Consider the following 17,096-nt stretch of genomic DNA (forward strand, 5'->3'; position numbering starts at 1 on the left):
CCTCCCTATGTGAAATCGACCACATATTTAGTATTACTAGCGAATTTGTATTCAATGGCAATAGGTTCGCTATTAATATCAAAATAGTGATTAGAAATTTTAAATAATGGGTCATTAATATTAATTCGTAGCTGTTTAGCTAATTCCGCATTAGCTACAATCAGTTGTAGATCTTGTTCTAATTTGTCGACTTTTTTCTTGCCTGAATTAGTAATTTCAAGTGCTGATAGCACTTTTATTATTGAAATTTGGAAATCCGGAAAATGGCTAAGAGGTAGGAGAAAAATTTCTTTTACAACGCTGTTTTTTGCTACTTCTAAAAAACTAATATAATAAATTAATTCAGACGGTTTTAACTTTAATAACTGGCTATAATAAGTGCCAGCTTGTCTTAAGTAACTATCTTTGATCACCTTTTTATGATGTTGGTATGTATGAGGTTTAATAATACCTGTCATTTCTAAGATATTTTGAGTTGAAAGCGTTGGAGCAACAAACAGACCTACTCCTTTTTTCCTCACCACCATATTTTGTTCTACTAAGCGATCAATGGCTTTTCTAATTGTTGTCCTACTGACATCATAATCTTTTTGTAGCTGAACTTCGGGCGGTAATTCTGCACCTACCCCGTAGCGTCCAGTTGTTATCTGCTCCATTAAATGAGCTGTTACTTTTTCAAATAAACTCATTTATTTTTTTCCCGGTAATCGAAAATGTTTTTAGCAGATAAATGATATCTAAATCTATTACCAACTAAATATTGATCGGTATGTTCAAACGGTTGGAAATTGGCATCAAAACTGTAACTAGATACTTTATAAATCGGCGTTCCTTCGCTTACTTGTAGATATTTTGCTTTATCTTCTGTTGCCGCTTCATAGGTGATCTCTTCACGACCGTGACTTGGCATCAAATGATAGTGATCTTTCAAAAATTGATAGAGAGAAATATTGTTTAAATCAACTTGATCTAAATTTTTGAAGTTTTCTGATAATAAGTAGGTGATCTCATAAGATAAAGGATTTTCACCTAATAAACGTTGTCTGATAATTCTAATTAATTGTTTATTTGAACAAAAGAAGGTTCTCAATTCGGCTGGCATTTTGATGATTTGGTTAGAGAGGACTTTTATTTTAATTTGAACATCATTTTCTTTTTTTACCTCTTCACTAAATGAAGACATTTTTAGCATATTAATTTCAAAAACTTTTTGACGTTCCAAATTTTTATCGTTTTGGAATAAATAGCCTTCCAATGCTAGATCATTTAATGCTTTTCTCACTGTCGTTCGACTCACACCAAAATATTCGGCTAGACTACGTTCTGTCGATTTTTCCTTAATAACAGCTGGATTTGCTCTAATTTGCTCTTCAACATACGTTTTTGAAGCAATATCACGATATTCCAAAGAACACACTCCCTTTATGGGTTTTTTTATTCAATAGATATATCTTAATCTACATAATATTGCTTATAAAAGAAATGAAAAAATACATGTTAGCTATTTTTAGTACCAAAATTGTTACAGCGATCACAATTTTCACTTTTTATGAAATTAAAAAAAGAAGATCAAAATAGGGATGATAATCAGAAGTCGTAAAGCTAAGTACCAATTACAAAATAAGTTGTTATAGAGATAAGTGATCGTTGATATAATCAAAAAATGGGTTTTACTTTTTATAATATTGCAACTTGATTAAAAGATCGGTTTGGGTATTTTTATAGTGGATAATCATCATCAGTTACTTATTCATCAACTCTTTATATTGCAACATAAACAGATATTAGTGGGTAATATTAAAGGTAACAATATTAAAAAAGGAACAGGTAAAATATATAGAAACAGGACTTTTATTTAAAAGATATTAGTTATGGGTGAATAGATGATTAAAAAAACAATGAATAACGATTCTCGTGTACTGGAAGTTAAAGGAATATTGTTATTTTTTAATGATGATTTATGCAAAGATACTTGGACTTTTATCATTTGATCTTTTGATACAAATAAGAGTTCTGCTTAGAAGAAATGATATAAAATGTAGGTTATTTGAAATATCAAGTAAATAAAATGACAGATTTTGTCTATGTAACAAAACAACGAGTTCGCCATATTTGAGGATACGAAGTTTATTCAGCTGGAAGATCATATACTGGTTATGAAGATGCAGATGCTAAATATAAAATATACACTAAATTTGGCTGGGATATTCCTTATAAATAAGGTGCTATCTATTTATATATTAACTCAATTTGTGATGAATATTTAAATCAGGCTATTTTAAGTGATAAAGATAGAGATAGTTTAATCAGTAAAGTGATAAATGCTGAAAAATTTTATGGCTGAATTTCGAATAGTATTTAGAGGTTGAATTCAGCGCTATCTTTATACTAAAACATATAGCTAACCTGAAACATCTTTACGGTTCATTAAACTCTATATGTATCATTTTAAATCAGACTTAAATCAAACTGAAACTGATTCAATAAAAAAGCCCACTCAAAGAGCAGGCTTTTCTATTTGAAATTGGTCGGCGAGAGAGGATGACTCGCATTAACATGCTCGCCCTACGGGTCGTTGCTAAAGCAACGTTGTCTCGCTACGCTCGGCTCGAACCTCCGGTCGGTTCGAATCTAACTAAAATTGATTCAATAATAAAAAAGCCTACTCAAAGAGCAGGCTTTTTTATTTGAAATTGGTCGGCGAGAGAGGATGACTCGCATTAACATGCTCGCCCTACGGGTCGTTGCTAAAGCAACGTTGTCTCGCTACGCTCGGCTCGAACCTCCGGTCGGTTCGAATCTAACTAAAACTGATTCAATAAAAAAGCCCACTCAAAGAGCAGGCTTTTTTATTTGAAATTGGTCGGCGAGAGAGGATTCGAACCTCCGACCCACTGGTCCCAAACCAGTTGCGCTACCAAGCTGCGCTACTCGCCGTTAACTTTTATTTTATGTTCTACATAAAATGGGGTGGCTAATGGGATTCGAACCCACGACAACTGGAATCACAATCCAGGGCTCTACCAACTGAGCTATAGCCACCATAGAAGTAGGACGAAATATTACGCATAAAAAAGAGCGTTGTCCAGTATAATTTTTAAAATATTTATCAATTGATTATATAAGAAGCGCTAAAAGTTTAAACTTTAACATTATTCAATAAATTAAGCTTTATGTGACATAATATCAATAATTTGTGTATCGGTTACTTTCATACTTTTGCTAACAATTGCGCCTAAGTTATTGATTGATGTTTCAACACTATCGCTAACAATTCCTTCATTACCGGTTACTCTAATGTGACTTAATGCCATAAGTACCGCTTTAAATCCAGAAGAAACCGAGGTTGATACTTTCATTGCGCAACTATTGGAAGCTCCGTCACAAATAATGCCCGATAAATCGCCTATCATACTACAAATTGCCATGTCGATAGGTTCATATTGACCTTTGCCAAGTAACCATGCCATTCCAGCAGCCGATCCCATGGCGGCAGTTGATGCTGCACACAGTGCCGATAGTGGTGGAAATTTACTGTGAATATATATGGCAATGGTATGAGATAGAATCAATGCTCTTGCTAATTGTTCTTGAGTTGCATCTATATAGTCAGCCACTACGACGACCGGCATGGTTGCCGTAATTCCTTGATTTCCCGATCCAGAGTTACTCATGGCTGGCATTGTAGCTCCGCCCATGCGCGCATCAGAAGCTGCAGTGGTTCGAATAATGACTTTTGATAAGAGATCATCTGCCAGTAAGCCGGTTTTGATTTGTTCGTGTAGTGTACTTGCTATACTTAAGCCATATGCTCGCCTAAGTCCTTCTTGAGATAAAGCATCATTTAGTTCTGCTGAGTGTAGAATAAATTTGATATCTTCAAAATCAGCGTGGGAGGCAAAATCATAGATCGATTTTACTGAAGCCTGATTGATTATGGAGTGATTATTTGATGTACAATTACTGCTTTGATTATTTTGATAGATCACTTCTCCATTTTTAGCGATCAAGATGACGTTAGTATGCGAATTTTCGATACAGACTTTGACATGATCGGTATCAGTATAAATATTGGCTTCTGAATAAATTGCTTTATTGTTTTGAGCAATTTGGACACTCACTTTATGATCAGTTAACATTTTTTTGGCTAAACTGAGTTGCTCTGCGGTAATACTTTTTAGCACTTCAAGTCCTGCATTTGCGTCACCAGCCAGCGCGCCAATAGCCGCTGCAATTGGTAGTCCAACCATACCCGTTCCTGGTACAGTGACTCCCATGCCGTTTTTCATTAAATTAGGTGAAACATATGCATCTATTTTTTTTATACTATTTTTATCAAGATATTTTGTTGCAATGGCGGCGGCTAATGCAAGAGAGATTGGCTCAGTACAACCAAGCGCAGGTAAAACTTGTTGTTTTACCATGCTGATTAATTCTTGCCACATTACTGCTTGTTTCATGTTAGTCTCCGTTTCCAAAAGGTATGTTACCTGTTGAAATAAATAACAAATTTTGAGGTAACATATTATTATAAAATTAAATATAAATTAAATATAAATTGAATTATTTGATCATTAGGTGAATTCGTTATAATATTCTTATCCGAAAATGACTTTCTCAAACATGAAATTTATTTTATAAGTATGATTGAACTTATATAAATATCTTGATCCAAAATTAAAATCTTGTACAAATTTAATAGTATTTAGTCGTTAAATGTAGATTTATTATTACTTAAACGTATGCTTAACCTGAAACTTCTTTACAAAATTATTGATATAAAAATAATCAAAAATAACATAAAATTTATGTAATATTTTAGTAAAACTAACTGACTTTTTTGTTATTTTTGCCAATAATGTAACTCTCTATAATTAAACGATAATAACCATTATGATAAATATTTTATTAATTGATGATGATATTGAATTATCACAGATGCTTAGTGAATATTTGACTAACGAAGGGTTTAATATTAAAAGCGTCTATTTAGGACAAGATGGTATTAATGAAGCATTATCTGGAAAATATCGCGCTACAATTTTAGATGTGATGTTACCAGATATCAATGGTATTGATGTTCTTAAAAGTATTCGTCAGCATAGCAATATGCCAGTGATTATGTTAACAGCCAAAGGCGATAATATCGATCGTGTTTTAGGTTTGGAACTGGGTGCTGATGATTATATTCCTAAGCCATGTTATCCACGAGAATTACTTGCCAGATTACGTGCTGTATTACGTCGTTTCGATGAACGTCCAGTTGAAATGGTAGACGACAAAAAATTCCAATTTAATGGTTTAACATTGGATCTACCGCAAAGACTTTGTACTTGGAATGGTAAAGTTATTGATTTGACCTCAACCGAGTTCAATTTATTGGTTTTATTGGTTAAATACAGTGATCGAGTTGTTACTAAAGAAGAGTTATCTGAAATCGGACTTGGTCGTGCGCGCGAACTCTACGATCGTAGTGTTGATGTGCATATCAGTAATATTCGCCAAAAATTGCATCAAATAGCACAAAATGTTGTAACAATCGAGACGATTAGGGCTGTCGGTTACCGTATTAGGTAAGCGATAAAAGGGTTAGCATGAATCGTCGACTATTTTGGAAAATACTCATCATATTTTGGGTGGTTTTTTATTTGACATTCCAATTAACTTGGATTGCTTTTTCTTTTTATTTGGAAAATAAAAATCAACGATTTCTCAATCATATGCCGACAAAAGTCGATATGATAGCGCAGTTATTACATGTTGCGGGTGAAGAGGAAACGCTTAACTTTGTGGAACATTTACCCGAGCGCGAACGTGTGTTACTGTCAATTAAATTGATCTCACCACAAAATGATCAGATTAATCTCATTACTGATGAGTTAGAAACTTCAAAATATGTTTATCAACGAACTACCGTTGCTCCAGATGGTACGCTTTACTCTGTTACATTCAAAGAAGATAAAGATACTAAAAAGAAACAAACGCTTTTCAGTTTGCCAATGCCAATTGTTTTAATGGGGATTTGTGTTGGTTTAGTATTTAGTCTGTTTTTGGCTTGGAACTTAACCAGACCAATGAAATTATTAAGGAAAGGGTTTTACCAAGTATCACAAGGTGATCTCTCAGTTCGATTATTTAATAAACTAAAACGTCGGCGTGACGAGCTTAGCGAATTGGGTAAAGATTTTGATATGATGGTTGAACAACTCAATATCTTAATTTCAGATCGTCAAGTTTTACTGCACGATGTTTCTCACGAATTACGTACACCTTTGGCTCGTTTGCAATTAGCCATAGGACTTGCACAGCAAAATAAGCAAAACATTGATACGGCTTTATCAAGAATAGAACTGGAATCAGAACGATTAGATCAGTTAATTGGTGAGATTTTGAATTATTCTCGTGCTGAAATGAGTAATCGCACCGATGAATATTTTGATTTGCAAGATTTAATTAGTGTGGTAATTAGTGATGCTAATTATGAAGCTAATCATCAATCAATAGATGTACATTTTACCTTATCACCGGTCACGCACTCCATTGTTAAAGGCAATTCAGAGCAAATTCGGCGTGCTATTGAAAATATTATTCGCAATGCGATACGTTTTTCGAAAGCAGGACAAGTTGTCGAAGTATCATTGAAAGAGACAGGTAAGTATCTACAGATTGAAGTTAAAGATAATGGTCCAGGTGTTGATTCAAGTAAGTTATCCAGTATTTTTGAACCATTTGTCCGAATTCAATCACCACAACTAGGAAAAGGTTATGGACTGGGTCTTGCTATTGCAAGAAAGACCGTTATTATGCATAACGGTACGATTCAGGCGGCTAACCGAGATTCTGGAGGGCTTGTTGTTACTATTCAATTACCGTATTGGCGTAAACTTTAATAACAATCAGCATTCACCATTAGTACATACTGTTTTACCAGATCTTCTAAATTAATTTGGTCATGACCGGTAAAATTAAGTGCTTGGATAATTGATTGGGGATCTTTTTCTAACTGAGCTTGATATTGTGCAATATACTGGCTAGCGATAGGTTTATATGACCAGTGCCACTCTTCAGGGAGATATCCACCATTGCGCCCTTCGTTAAATGGTTGGCAAAAACCATATTTAGGCAAATTATCTTGTAACCACTGATAAAGGATTATACCTTTTTTATCATTTCTAAAATAATCAGAGGACACGCTGGTTATATCGATATCTGTTCCCCAATGATGGCGTGATGTACCAGGCATTGATGAAAATTTTAAAATCTCTTCAGCGATTTGTTGTGGTTTATTAATTTTTGACAACAAGCTATCCCATTTACGTTGCCAAATACCATTTTGATAAGTGTAATTTCGTGTTGCACTTACCACAACAAAAGGGATATTGGGATGTACTTTTTTAAAGTCATTATAGGCTTTAATTAACTGTTGAGTCGGTTCTTTTTGTAGATACATTCCCTTTTTATTAACAGGTAATTGTGTTGAGTCTAACGCAATAAAATCACTATCTTTTTTTTCGTCAAATTGTCCGGTTAGCTTATTTAATGGGATTGTTTGTGCCATAGTAAATGTAGAGAATAAAAGTAAAGTTAATGTTTGGGTAAAATTGAAAAATTTTTTAAATCTTGCTGTTTTTTTCATGTTTTTGTGGAGTCCTAATATTCTATTAGCCAGATTCAGTGAAAAACAGTATAATCCTTTCCCTAAAAATTGAAATAGCCATAATGTGTAAAAACGAGGCCATATGTTAACATCAGCTACAGCAAACACGTCTGTTAATTGTATAGACGCATCTAAAACTACTGAACCCAATACAACTAATCCAAGTAATGAAAAAATAAATTTACTCAATTTTACTCGCCAACAGTTAAGAGATTTTTTTATTTCCTTAGGAGAAAAACCATTCAGAGCCGATCAAGTGATGAAATGGATCTACCATTTTGGTATAGATGATTTTGATCAGATGACCGATATTAATAAAAAACTACGCGAACAGTTAAAGACTTTAGCAGAAATTAAAGCACCACTTATCGCGGTAGAACAGCGTTCATCGGATGGCACCATTAAATGGGCATTGGATGTCGGTAATAATCAAATGATTGAATCTGTCTATATTCCAGAGCGAGATCGCGCAACATTATGTGTTTCATCACAAGTTGGATGTGCATTGGAGTGTAAATTCTGCTCGACAGCACAACAAGGATTTAATCGTAATTTAACCGTTTCTGAAATTATCGGACAAGTATGGCGAGCCTCAAATGCGATTGGTGTCACAGGTAAATTAGCCGATAGACCGATTACTAATGTGGTAATGATGGGTATGGGTGAACCTTTACTTAATTTATCGAACGTTGCTCCAGCCATGGAAATTATGTTAGATGATTTTGGTTATGGTTTATCAAAAAGACGAGTGACACTTTCTACTTCAGGTGTTGTTCCAGCTCTGGATAAACTTGCAGGTATGATTGATGTGGCATTAGCTATTTCATTGCATGCGCCAAATGATACTATTCGTAGTGAAATTATGCCGATTAACCGTAAATACAATATGGCTACCTTGCGCGACTCTATTTTGCGTTATCTTTCCTATTCAAATGCCAATCATGGCAAAGTAACCATTGAATATGTGTTACTCAATCAAGTTAATGATGGTGTAGAGCATGCCCATGAACTTGCACAGTTTTTAAAAAATGTGCCTAGTAAAATTAATCTAATTCCATGGAATCCTTTCCCGGGTGCGCCATATTCTCGTTGCTCTAATAGCCGTATTGATCGTTTTATGAAAACCTTAATGGGATATGGATTTACCGTGATTGTACGTAAAACTCGTGGTGATGATATTGACGCTGCTTGTGGTCAACTGGCAGGGGAAGTTATCGATCGAACTAAAAGAACACTGTATAAAAAACAAAATCTTATTCAACAACCGGCATAAAAATAGTTATAAGGGAAGAATAATGAAAGGAATTAAAGGATCGTTAATAATACTAAGTTGTTTTATTATGTTGTTCGTTTCGGGCTGTCAAATGAATGAAAATAATGATTTTGATCCTGAACAAGCGGCATTAGCTAGAATGCGCTTAGGACTGGCTTATCTGGCTAAAGCAGATGAGTCGGAAGACAATCTAAAAGCTGCACATTACAATCTTAAATTAGCTGCGCAGTATTCGCCTAATAATCCACAAATTATGTTAGCTTTAGCGATGTTTGATCAACATGTTGGTGAGTATAAAGAAGCGGAGATGATTTATCAACGCATTACCTTAATGGAGCCGGGTAATGGACTTTATCGGGTTCATTATGGCTCTTTCTTATGTGGTCGGGATCGTTACTCTGAAGCCAAAGAACAGTTTCAACAAGGTCTTGATTTAGATCGTCACCGTTGGAAAGGCGATGTGTTAGAACAATATGGTTATTGTGCTATCCAAAATAATGATAGAAAAACAGCCGATCTGATGTTTGAGCAACTTTTTCAATATGATGCAAATCGGCGAGAAAGTGTTGCAAAAACAGCTGAAATTTATCAAAAAAAGGGTGATACAAAGGTTGCAGATTATCTATTTTCAATCATCAAATAATCACATTATTTTTATCGCCCAATTATAAAAAATAACCTACTTATTATAAGTAGGTTAGATCTCATTTCTGCTTATTTGCATTAAACGGTTACCTTATTAAAATAACCGTTATCTAAAATGCAATTGCTATTTTTTGTCTTATTTAATTTTTACAAAAATTCATATCAAAACTATGTGTCGTTTGATTATAGACCGCTTTAAACGTACCTTGGTCATGTGGATTATGTAAAATGTGATTTACAATAAACGGTCTTATATTGGTTTTAATATAGCCCGGTAATCCTCTTGCCCCACGTATTATATCGTAATGATCATGACAAAATGCACTTATACAAGAATCTTGAACTTCCACAGTATAACCGCGTGGTTGATATGCTTGATTTAACTTGTCAATTTCACGACGTATAATCTGCTCAATCACTTCCATAGACAGGCGTTTAAAATGGAGAATGTTTTCTCGGCCATTAAAACGATTAAGTAGTTCTGAACGATAAGTATTATTAAGTTCATTTGTCGCCAATTCACAAGCTACTTCATCAGAAAGATCGGGATCTAAATAGTAAGATTGCCCAATATTTGACGTCATGATGATCATAATCTCAGAAAAATCGACTGTTCGACCTACATTATCGGTTAATCGTCCGTCCGATAAAATCTGCAAAAAGATATTAAATACATCTGGATGTGCTTTTTCGATTTCGTCAAAAAGATAGATCCCAACCGGTTTTGCCCTAACTGAATTAGTTAATATACCTCCGGCTTCAAATCCTTCATATCCCGGTGGCGCACCTATCAATTTAGCGACAGCATGTTTTTCCATATATTCTGACATATCAAAACGAACTAATGATTTTTCATCACCATAGACATATTGCGCTAACGCCTTAGCCATTTCAGTTTTACCCACGCCTGATGGTCCTAAAAATAGATAAGACATCGCAGGTCCGGGTTCTTCAAGTGCATCGACTTTAGCTACTTTAACTGAATTAGCAACATGCCTTACAATATTATCCTGACCAAAAATCCGTGATAGTAAATGTGCTTCTAAATTAATCAGGTTTTCAATCTCATTCTCATCAAGCTTGTTTGCTGATATTCCTGAAACTTTACTAAATTCGCTGATCACCTCTTGTCGATTCAGTCGCAACTCTTTATTAGCTAATTTAACTAATTTTTGGTGTTGTTCGTTATTTTGTGCAATCTCAACATCAATTTGTCGAATTTTTTCTTTTAATTTTGTAACAGCAGGGGAATCAAATCCTCCGGAAGTTAATTGTGCAAATGTTTTTATTGCTGCCGATTCTGAACTTTTATTGTTTTCTTCATCCTCTTGCAGCTTGGTGATTTCATCTTGCAATTTAAAACGTAATGTTTCTGCTTCACGTTGGTATTGGTAAGTTTTATTAATTTCTGACTTTAATTCCTGCCAATCTTGTTGCCATTGATCTAATTGTTGTTGCAGTTCTTGCCGTTCAGTGTCATCAGTACTTTTTGCGATTTTTCCCAATAATTCAGTAATTTTAGGGTGCTGTTTATGGGTAAACTGACGATAACTGGCCAATGCACGATCAAGTAATGAAATCGCCCGTTGCGGTTGTGCGCCTCCTAAGCCTAAACCATCGCGGTATTTACTGGTTAAACGTATTGCTTCTTCGATTGCCTCATCATCTACATCAATTTTATGATGATCAGATAGCTCTTTGGCTACAACAGTAACAATAGATTTTAGGTTATCTCCTGTAGGCTCTTTAACATCATAAAGCGTATAGAGTTCCGGCATGTTGGTGCTAGCTTTTAAGACACTACTAAGCTTATCATCACGGACTTCCAGGATAACTTGGAAATTACTTGATTTATCAGCATTATTTAATGCATTGATAAAATGAGCATTACCGGTATTATGTGCTGCTTCTAGAAAATTAGCGGTGTCAGTGATAATCAGAACAGATTCAGGTGTTTGCAGTAATTTTTTTAAAATGCTTTGAAACTCATTATTGATTTTGTTGCTGTCGCCGCTCGAAAACAGCGCGTCACTATTTAACCAAAATAATTTTTTGACAATCAAATCAAAAGGAGTTTCAGGGCTGTTTTTGGCAGCCTGTAGCCCCAGGGCTAGCGCAGAAACGCCTACGCCAGCTGGTCCTGTTAATAACAGTGAATTTGATGATTTACGAATAAGAATAGATGATATTCTTTCTAAATCATGCTCTCTTCCCACTAAGTTAAAATTGGGATATTGCGCTAAATATTCACGTCCTCTAACTAAGTACATTTTGTATTCCTTTATTATAGTTTAAAGGGTGAAGTGGTGCTATTTTCGCTCTCTTTTTTAGGTTCAGTTTTTTCCGATAAAACATCACTGGTTACAGCAATGAAATCACGGGTATCATCCTGAACATCTTTCGCCATTTTTTCAATCTCATCCAAATTAGCGCGCATGGTTTCTAATGCTGAGCGAGTGATTTCGGTAGCTTCACGTTGAGTATCACCAAATTCAGCCAAGTTTTGTAACATGGCTTCTAAATCATTATTAATTTCATCACGACCTGTCGCGATACGAATGGCTTCATTTTTAGCAATATCGTTAGTTACACGCGCCATTTCAGCTAAAGTATTACCTGCCATAGATTGGGCTTCATTAATCGCAGCTGAGTTAACGGCGGTAACAACGACACTAAGCTGTGAGGCAACAGAGGCAATACCTCGTGAATGCATAGCTCTGGCACTTTCAACTTGTTTTTTGGTGGCCGCTTGCATATTACGGATTTTAATGGCTTCGGTGGTTAATTCACCATAGGTCTGCATAGTATCAACAGTGGCTGTTGAAACCGTATCGATGTGTTCATCTAAATTACGGCGAGCTTCATCGAGTTTCATTGATTCTAATAAATTATCACCAGCATCTTTATTCTCAAGTTCCTGTTTACGTTCGCGATGTACGGTTTCAACTTTTTTGGTTGCTTCGTTCATGATGGCATAAATTTGTATCATATTGCCATTATTGTCACTTAAGCCTTCAATTTGTTTAACCATTTTTTCCAGATGACCACGAATAGCACCAAAGCGCTCTTTACCTTGATTAACAAATTTTAGTGCTGATTCAACCATATCTGCTTGGCGTAAGGTATGTTGTTCTGAGGTTAAATTAAGTAACTCTTTTAATTTTTCTACATCAAATAATTCAGCGCGTTGCTCATGGTGTTGTTGAATTTCTGCGTTGATATTGTCTAATTCGTTATGTTTATTTTGTATATCTTGTTTTAACTGTACTATTTGCTCTTCATCATTGGCTATTTTAACTTTCGATGCAGCTTTAATTTGTCCAAGTCCAAAAAATGCTTTATCTTTCTGTAATACTGCTATCTCTTTTTGTAAATCCGATATTTGTGTTTCAGCATTAGCGATCTCATTTTGCACTTGTGCTATTTGTGCTTCTTTTTCATCATCCCATTCTTGATCGGCTTTAATTTTAGCTAATGCATTACGGGTTTCTCCATTTTGACGCAAGTTATATAGTGCATCGGTGATTTCGGTAAGTGGTTTGATTTTTTCAATAAAGCTATTAAGATCATCATTAAAATCAGCATATACTCGTTGTAATTCAGCAAATACTTCAGTATCAGTCATTTCGATACGTTGTTTAGACATCTCTTCTGAAATCGATTGTAGATACTCTTTGAAAGCGTCAAATTCTTGAATTTTAGCTCGGTCAATTTCTTTATTATCAGTGAATTCTAAAATGTGGGTGACTTCTTCTACTTTTTGTTCCAGTGACAAGCTATCTGAAAAAATAACTTTAAAAAAAGAATTTTCTTTAATATTTTCGAGAGGATTTTCGACTTTAGCGGTTTTTTGTCGCTGTCTAGCCGAGTAATCACTTTGTTCTGTGCTAGCTAATTTCTTACTTGAAGATACACTCATTGTTTTTTCTCCTTTGGTCCATTTTATCCATTACTATTTTCTATATTTACGTGTTATTTATTTACATTTAATCCTGTTGAATTGAACAGGATCATGTTTGGAATAATTTATAGGGTTTTAAAGATGAGAAAAGACAAACTTCATCTTTTCATTGCACTATTATCTATTTAACCTATTATTTTTACAAGTGAAAACTATTACTAATATCATGAAGTGTTTTAACCGATAGTGCGTTAAATAAGCGATAAAATCTATATCATTTACGGGGAAAAAATGGTGTTTTTGTAAAAAATATTCAGGAGTCTATACCGTTTAGTATTTGAATTTTGCAAAAAGGGTAAAAGGAAAAAGAAAAAACTCTTCCATTTTTAATCAAATTTTAAACAGAAAGATAGAGATAGAATCAAACTAGCTTGAATTTTGGATATAAAAAACCACCCAAAAATATGAGTGGTTTTTTAGTATGATTATGGGTCGGTTAACAGGAATTACATCATTCCGCCCATTCCACCCATGCCGCCCATACCACCAGCAGCACCTAAATCAGCTTTATCGTCTTTAGGTAAATCCGTAACCATACATTCAGTAGTGATCATCAGACCCGCAACTGATGCAGCATATTGTAATGCACTACGAGTTACTTTAGTTGGATCTAAAATACCCATGGCAATCATGTCGCCATACTCTTCAGTAGATGCATTGTAACCATAGTTACCTTTACCACCTTTAACTGCATTGATAACCACAGATGCTTCTTCACCACAGTTAGTTACGATTTGACGTAAAGGTGATTCCATAGCACGAAGCGCAACTTTGATACCCATATTTTGATCTTCATTAGCGCCTTTAAGATCGATAATCGCAGATGCAGCACGAACAAGAGCAACACCACCACCAGCAACAACACCTTCTTCAACGGCAGCACGAGTTGCGTGTAGCGCATCTTCTACGCGAGCTTTTTTCTCTTTCATTTCAACTTCAGTAGCCGCACCCACTTTAATTACTGCAACACCACCAGCAAGTTTAGCAACACGTTCTTGAAGTTTTTCTTTATCGTAATCAGAAGTAGATTCTTCGATTTGTTTACGGATTTGTTCAACACGCGCAGCAATTAGAGACTCTTCACCAACACCGTCAATAATTGTTGTATTATCTTTGTTGATAACTACACGTTTTGCTTGACCTAAATCTTCAAGTGTTGCTTTTTCAAGCTCTAAACCGATTTCTTCTGAAATTACAGTACCAGCCGTTAAAATTGCGATATCTTGTAACATTGCTTTACGACGGTCACCAAAGCCAGGTGCTTTAACCGCTGCAACTTTAACAATACCACGCATAGTGTTAACAACTAAAGTAGCTAATGCTTCACCTTCCACATCTTCAGCAATAATTAATAGTGATTTACCTGCTTTAGCCACTGCTTCTAATACTGGTAATAATTCACGGATATTAGAGATTTTTTTATCAGCTAATAAAATATATGGGCTGTCTAACTCAACAGTTGCAGTTTCTGGCTTGTTGATGAAATATGGAGATAAATAACCACGATCGAATTGCATACCTTCAACTACATCAAGCTCATCTTGTAGACCAGTACCGTCTTCAACAGTGATAACACCTTCTTTACCTACTTTTTCCATTGCTTGTGCAATTAAAGAACCAACTGTTTCATCTGAGTTTGCTGAAATAGTACCTACTTGTGCAATTGCTTTAGAGTCTGCACATGGTGAAGACAATTTTTTAAGTTCTTCAACTGCAGCTACAACCGCTTTATCAATACCGCGTTTTAAATCCATTGGATTCATACCAGCAGCAACAGCTTTTAAGCCTTCATTAACAATTGATTGAGCAAGTACAGTTGCGGTAGTTGTACCGTCTCCTGCTGCATCATTTGCTTTTGAAGCAACTTCTTTAACCATTTGCGCGCCCATATTTTCGAATTTATCTTCTAATTCGATTTCGCGAGCAACAGAAACACCATCTTTAGTAATAGTAGGTGCGCCGAATGATTTATCTAATACTACATTACGTCCTTTTGGACCTAAAGTAACTTTAACTGCATCAGCTAATACATTAACGCCTTTAAGCATTTTGATACGAGCATCATTACCAAATTTTACATCTTTAGCTGCCATTTTTTCTTTCTCCTAAATTCTGTATATAAAGTTAATTATTTGCCTGTTACGCTTGAACAATGGCTAAAATATCGCTTTCTGATAAGATAAGCACTTCTTCATTATCGATTTTTTCAGTTTTAACGCCATATCCTTCATTAAAAATCACGATATCACCAACTTTAACGTCTAATGGTTGCACTTGACCATTTTCTAAAATACGACCATTACCAACAGCTAAAACTTCACCACGAGTTGATTTACCTGCTGCTGAGCCTGTTAAAACAATGCCACCAGCTGATTTTGATTCCACTTCTTTACGTTTGATGATCACACGATCATGCAATGGACGAATTTTCATTAGTTATCTCCTAGCACTAATTTAAATAGATAATTATTAACAATAAATCATAAAATTATGATTCTATGATGTAGTTCAACTTAAATGGGGATCAATTTAAATTCTTCAAGAGAATAAAATTAAAAAATTTTTTAATTGATTATTTCTTCATCATCTTCACGTTTAAACTCTCCTTCAATAATATCATCGGATTGAAAGCGACTCTGTGAGGCTATGAAGCTTGATTTAATCGGCATCTTACTGACAATAAACCTGGAAAGATATTTCTGCACATAGGGAATTAACAAAATAACGCCCAAAATATCGGTTAAAAAACCAGGAATGAGTAAAAAGAAACCAGCTAAAAGTAAAGAGACACTTTTTACAATTTCATCTTTTGGATTTTGATGATTCACTAACTTTTGTTGCATAATGGCAAGATTGCGTAGTCCATATGTTTTAATTAGCGAAAACCCAATAACAGAAGTGGCTATGATACCGATTAAAGCAGAAAATACGCCAATAGAGTTTGCAATCATGACAAAAAAACTAATCTCACAATAGATATAAACAAAAAATATAATAAAACCAATAAACTGCATATGACGATTTCCTTGCAAATAAAACAGATAGATAAAACCCTACTTATGATATAAAGGTGATTAGCTATTTTTCAACCAAATGGAACATTTTTTTTAAAATATCTAACAAAAAGGATTGACTGATAATCTCGGATCGTGTTTAATGTGCATCCATTGTTGCCCGGATAGCTCAGTCGGTAGAGCAGGGGATTGAAAATCCCCGTGTCCGTGGTTCGATTCCGCGTCCGGGCACCAATCACCAAATTCTAAGACCTGCTTCAAGCAGGTTTTTTTATGCCTAAATCCTTTGCAAATAAGCCTTGCAATGAGTTTTCTTTGTCAACTGACATCAACCAAAATTAACCCAAATCAAGTTAAAAAATGGATATAAAAGTGGATACATTTGGTTTGATAATGGCGTGTATCCATAAATTGGCTTTAAAGCCTTTATTGGCAGTGTATGTGGCTAATTGCTTATATAAAAATGATATTAATTTATGAATTTTATTGCTTTAAAATGGAAAGTTTTAACCAAAAATCAGATGAAAAATAAATGGAATTTATCTG

Annotated in this window: 13 protein-coding genes, 3 tRNA genes and 2 other RNA genes; 5 read left to right on the forward strand and 13 right to left on the reverse strand. The window is 34.8% G+C overall.

Annotated elements, in window-relative coordinates; all coding sequences use genetic code 11:
* Positions 1–5 precede the first annotated feature (5 nt).
* The 7 genes from A9G11_RS02505 to A9G11_RS02535 form a co-directional block, all read right to left on the reverse strand.
* Positions 6–689, reverse strand: a complete 684-nt coding sequence (locus tag A9G11_RS02505) for a GntR family transcriptional regulator (protein ID WP_065617962.1) — start codon at positions 687–689, stop codon at positions 6–8.
* A complete protein-coding gene (locus A9G11_RS02510; RefSeq protein WP_065617963.1) occupies positions 686–1,408 on the reverse strand; it encodes a GntR family transcriptional regulator in 723 nt (240 codons plus the stop codon). Before A9G11_RS02510 ends, A9G11_RS02505 begins: the two co-directional genes overlap by 4 nt.
* A gap of 1,117 nt (positions 1,409–2,525) precedes the next feature.
* Positions 2,526–2,651: non-coding RNA, RtT sRNA (locus A9G11_RS02515), on the reverse strand.
* 43 nt (positions 2,652–2,694) lie between these two features.
* A non-coding RNA gene (locus A9G11_RS02520) (RtT sRNA) lies at positions 2,695–2,820 on the reverse strand.
* 40 nt (positions 2,821–2,860) lie between these two features.
* A tRNA-Pro gene (locus tag A9G11_RS02525) sits at positions 2,861–2,937 on the reverse strand.
* A gap of 29 nt (positions 2,938–2,966) precedes the next feature.
* Positions 2,967–3,042, reverse strand: a tRNA-His gene (locus A9G11_RS02530).
* A 122-nt stretch (positions 3,043–3,164) separates the two neighbouring features.
* The gene (locus A9G11_RS02535; protein ID WP_065617964.1) at positions 3,165–4,460 is read right to left on the reverse strand and encodes an L-cysteine desulfidase family protein; all 1,296 of its coding nucleotides are present in this window, start codon (positions 4,458–4,460) and stop codon (positions 3,165–3,167) included.
* Positions 4,461–4,896: 436 nt separating this feature from the next.
* Between A9G11_RS02535 and A9G11_RS02540 the strand changes: the two genes are divergently transcribed.
* Together A9G11_RS02540 and A9G11_RS02545 are read left to right on the forward strand one after the other, a co-directional pair.
* Positions 4,897–5,577 carry a response regulator transcription factor gene (locus A9G11_RS02540; RefSeq protein WP_065617979.1) on the forward strand — a complete coding sequence of 227 codons (681 nt, stop codon included), beginning with the start codon at positions 4,897–4,899 and terminating at the stop codon, positions 5,575–5,577.
* Between the two features lie 17 nt (positions 5,578–5,594).
* Positions 5,595–6,890 carry an ATP-binding protein gene (locus tag A9G11_RS02545; RefSeq protein WP_065617965.1) on the forward strand — a complete coding sequence of 432 codons (1,296 nt, stop codon included), beginning with the start codon at positions 5,595–5,597 and terminating at the stop codon, positions 6,888–6,890.
* Here A9G11_RS02545 and A9G11_RS02550 read toward each other — a convergent pair.
* On the reverse strand, positions 6,887–7,636 hold the full coding sequence (locus tag A9G11_RS02550; protein ID WP_065617966.1) for a M15 family metallopeptidase: 750 nt from the start codon (positions 7,634–7,636) through the stop codon (positions 6,887–6,889). The two genes, A9G11_RS02545 and A9G11_RS02550, sit on opposite strands and share 4 nt — an antisense overlap.
* A gap of 103 nt (positions 7,637–7,739) precedes the next feature.
* Here A9G11_RS02550 and A9G11_RS02555 point away from each other — a divergent pair, with 103 nt between their 5' ends.
* Together A9G11_RS02555 and A9G11_RS02560 are read left to right on the forward strand one after the other, a co-directional pair.
* The gene (locus A9G11_RS02555; RefSeq protein WP_065617967.1) at positions 7,740–8,930 is read left to right on the forward strand and encodes a bifunctional tRNA (adenosine(37)-C2)-methyltransferase TrmG/ribosomal RNA large subunit methyltransferase RlmN; all 1,191 of its coding nucleotides are present in this window, start codon (positions 7,740–7,742) and stop codon (positions 8,928–8,930) included.
* A gap of 22 nt (positions 8,931–8,952) precedes the next feature.
* The gene (locus tag A9G11_RS02560; RefSeq protein ID WP_065617968.1) at positions 8,953–9,573 is read left to right on the forward strand and encodes a tetratricopeptide repeat protein; all 621 of its coding nucleotides are present in this window, start codon (positions 8,953–8,955) and stop codon (positions 9,571–9,573) included.
* A gap of 142 nt (positions 9,574–9,715) precedes the next feature.
* Here A9G11_RS02560 and A9G11_RS02565 read toward each other — a convergent pair whose 3' ends face one another.
* The 5 genes from A9G11_RS02565 to A9G11_RS02585 all read right to left on the reverse strand — a co-directional run bounded on the left by A9G11_RS02565 (position 9,716) and on the right by A9G11_RS02585 (position 16,550).
* Complete coding sequence (locus tag A9G11_RS02565) at positions 9,716–11,845, reverse strand: AAA family ATPase (RefSeq protein WP_065617969.1); 2,130 nt, start codon at positions 11,843–11,845, stop codon at positions 9,716–9,718.
* A gap of 14 nt (positions 11,846–11,859) precedes the next feature.
* Entirely contained in the window at positions 11,860–13,494 is a 1,635-nt protein-coding gene (locus tag A9G11_RS02570) for a hypothetical protein (protein ID WP_065617970.1), read from the reverse strand.
* 488 nt (positions 13,495–13,982) lie between these two features.
* A complete protein-coding gene (gene groL, locus A9G11_RS02575; RefSeq protein WP_065617971.1) occupies positions 13,983–15,629 on the reverse strand; it encodes a chaperonin GroEL in 1,647 nt (548 codons plus the stop codon).
* A gap of 46 nt (positions 15,630–15,675) precedes the next feature.
* Entirely contained in the window at positions 15,676–15,969 is a 294-nt protein-coding gene (locus A9G11_RS02580; RefSeq protein ID WP_034915350.1) for a co-chaperone GroES, read from the reverse strand.
* A gap of 131 nt (positions 15,970–16,100) precedes the next feature.
* The gene (locus A9G11_RS02585) at positions 16,101–16,550 is read right to left on the reverse strand and encodes an FxsA family protein (protein WP_065617972.1); all 450 of its coding nucleotides are present in this window, start codon (positions 16,548–16,550) and stop codon (positions 16,101–16,103) included.
* Positions 16,551–16,708: 158 nt separating this feature from the next.
* Here A9G11_RS02585 and A9G11_RS02590 point away from each other — a divergent pair.
* Positions 16,709–16,784, forward strand: a tRNA-Phe gene (locus A9G11_RS02590).
* Positions 16,785–17,096: the final 312 nt, after the last annotated feature.

Origin of the sequence: Gilliamella sp. wkB108 (assembly GCF_001690195.1) — a bacterium.
Classification (GTDB): domain Bacteria; phylum Pseudomonadota; class Gammaproteobacteria; order Enterobacterales; family Orbaceae; genus Gilliamella; species Gilliamella apicola_L.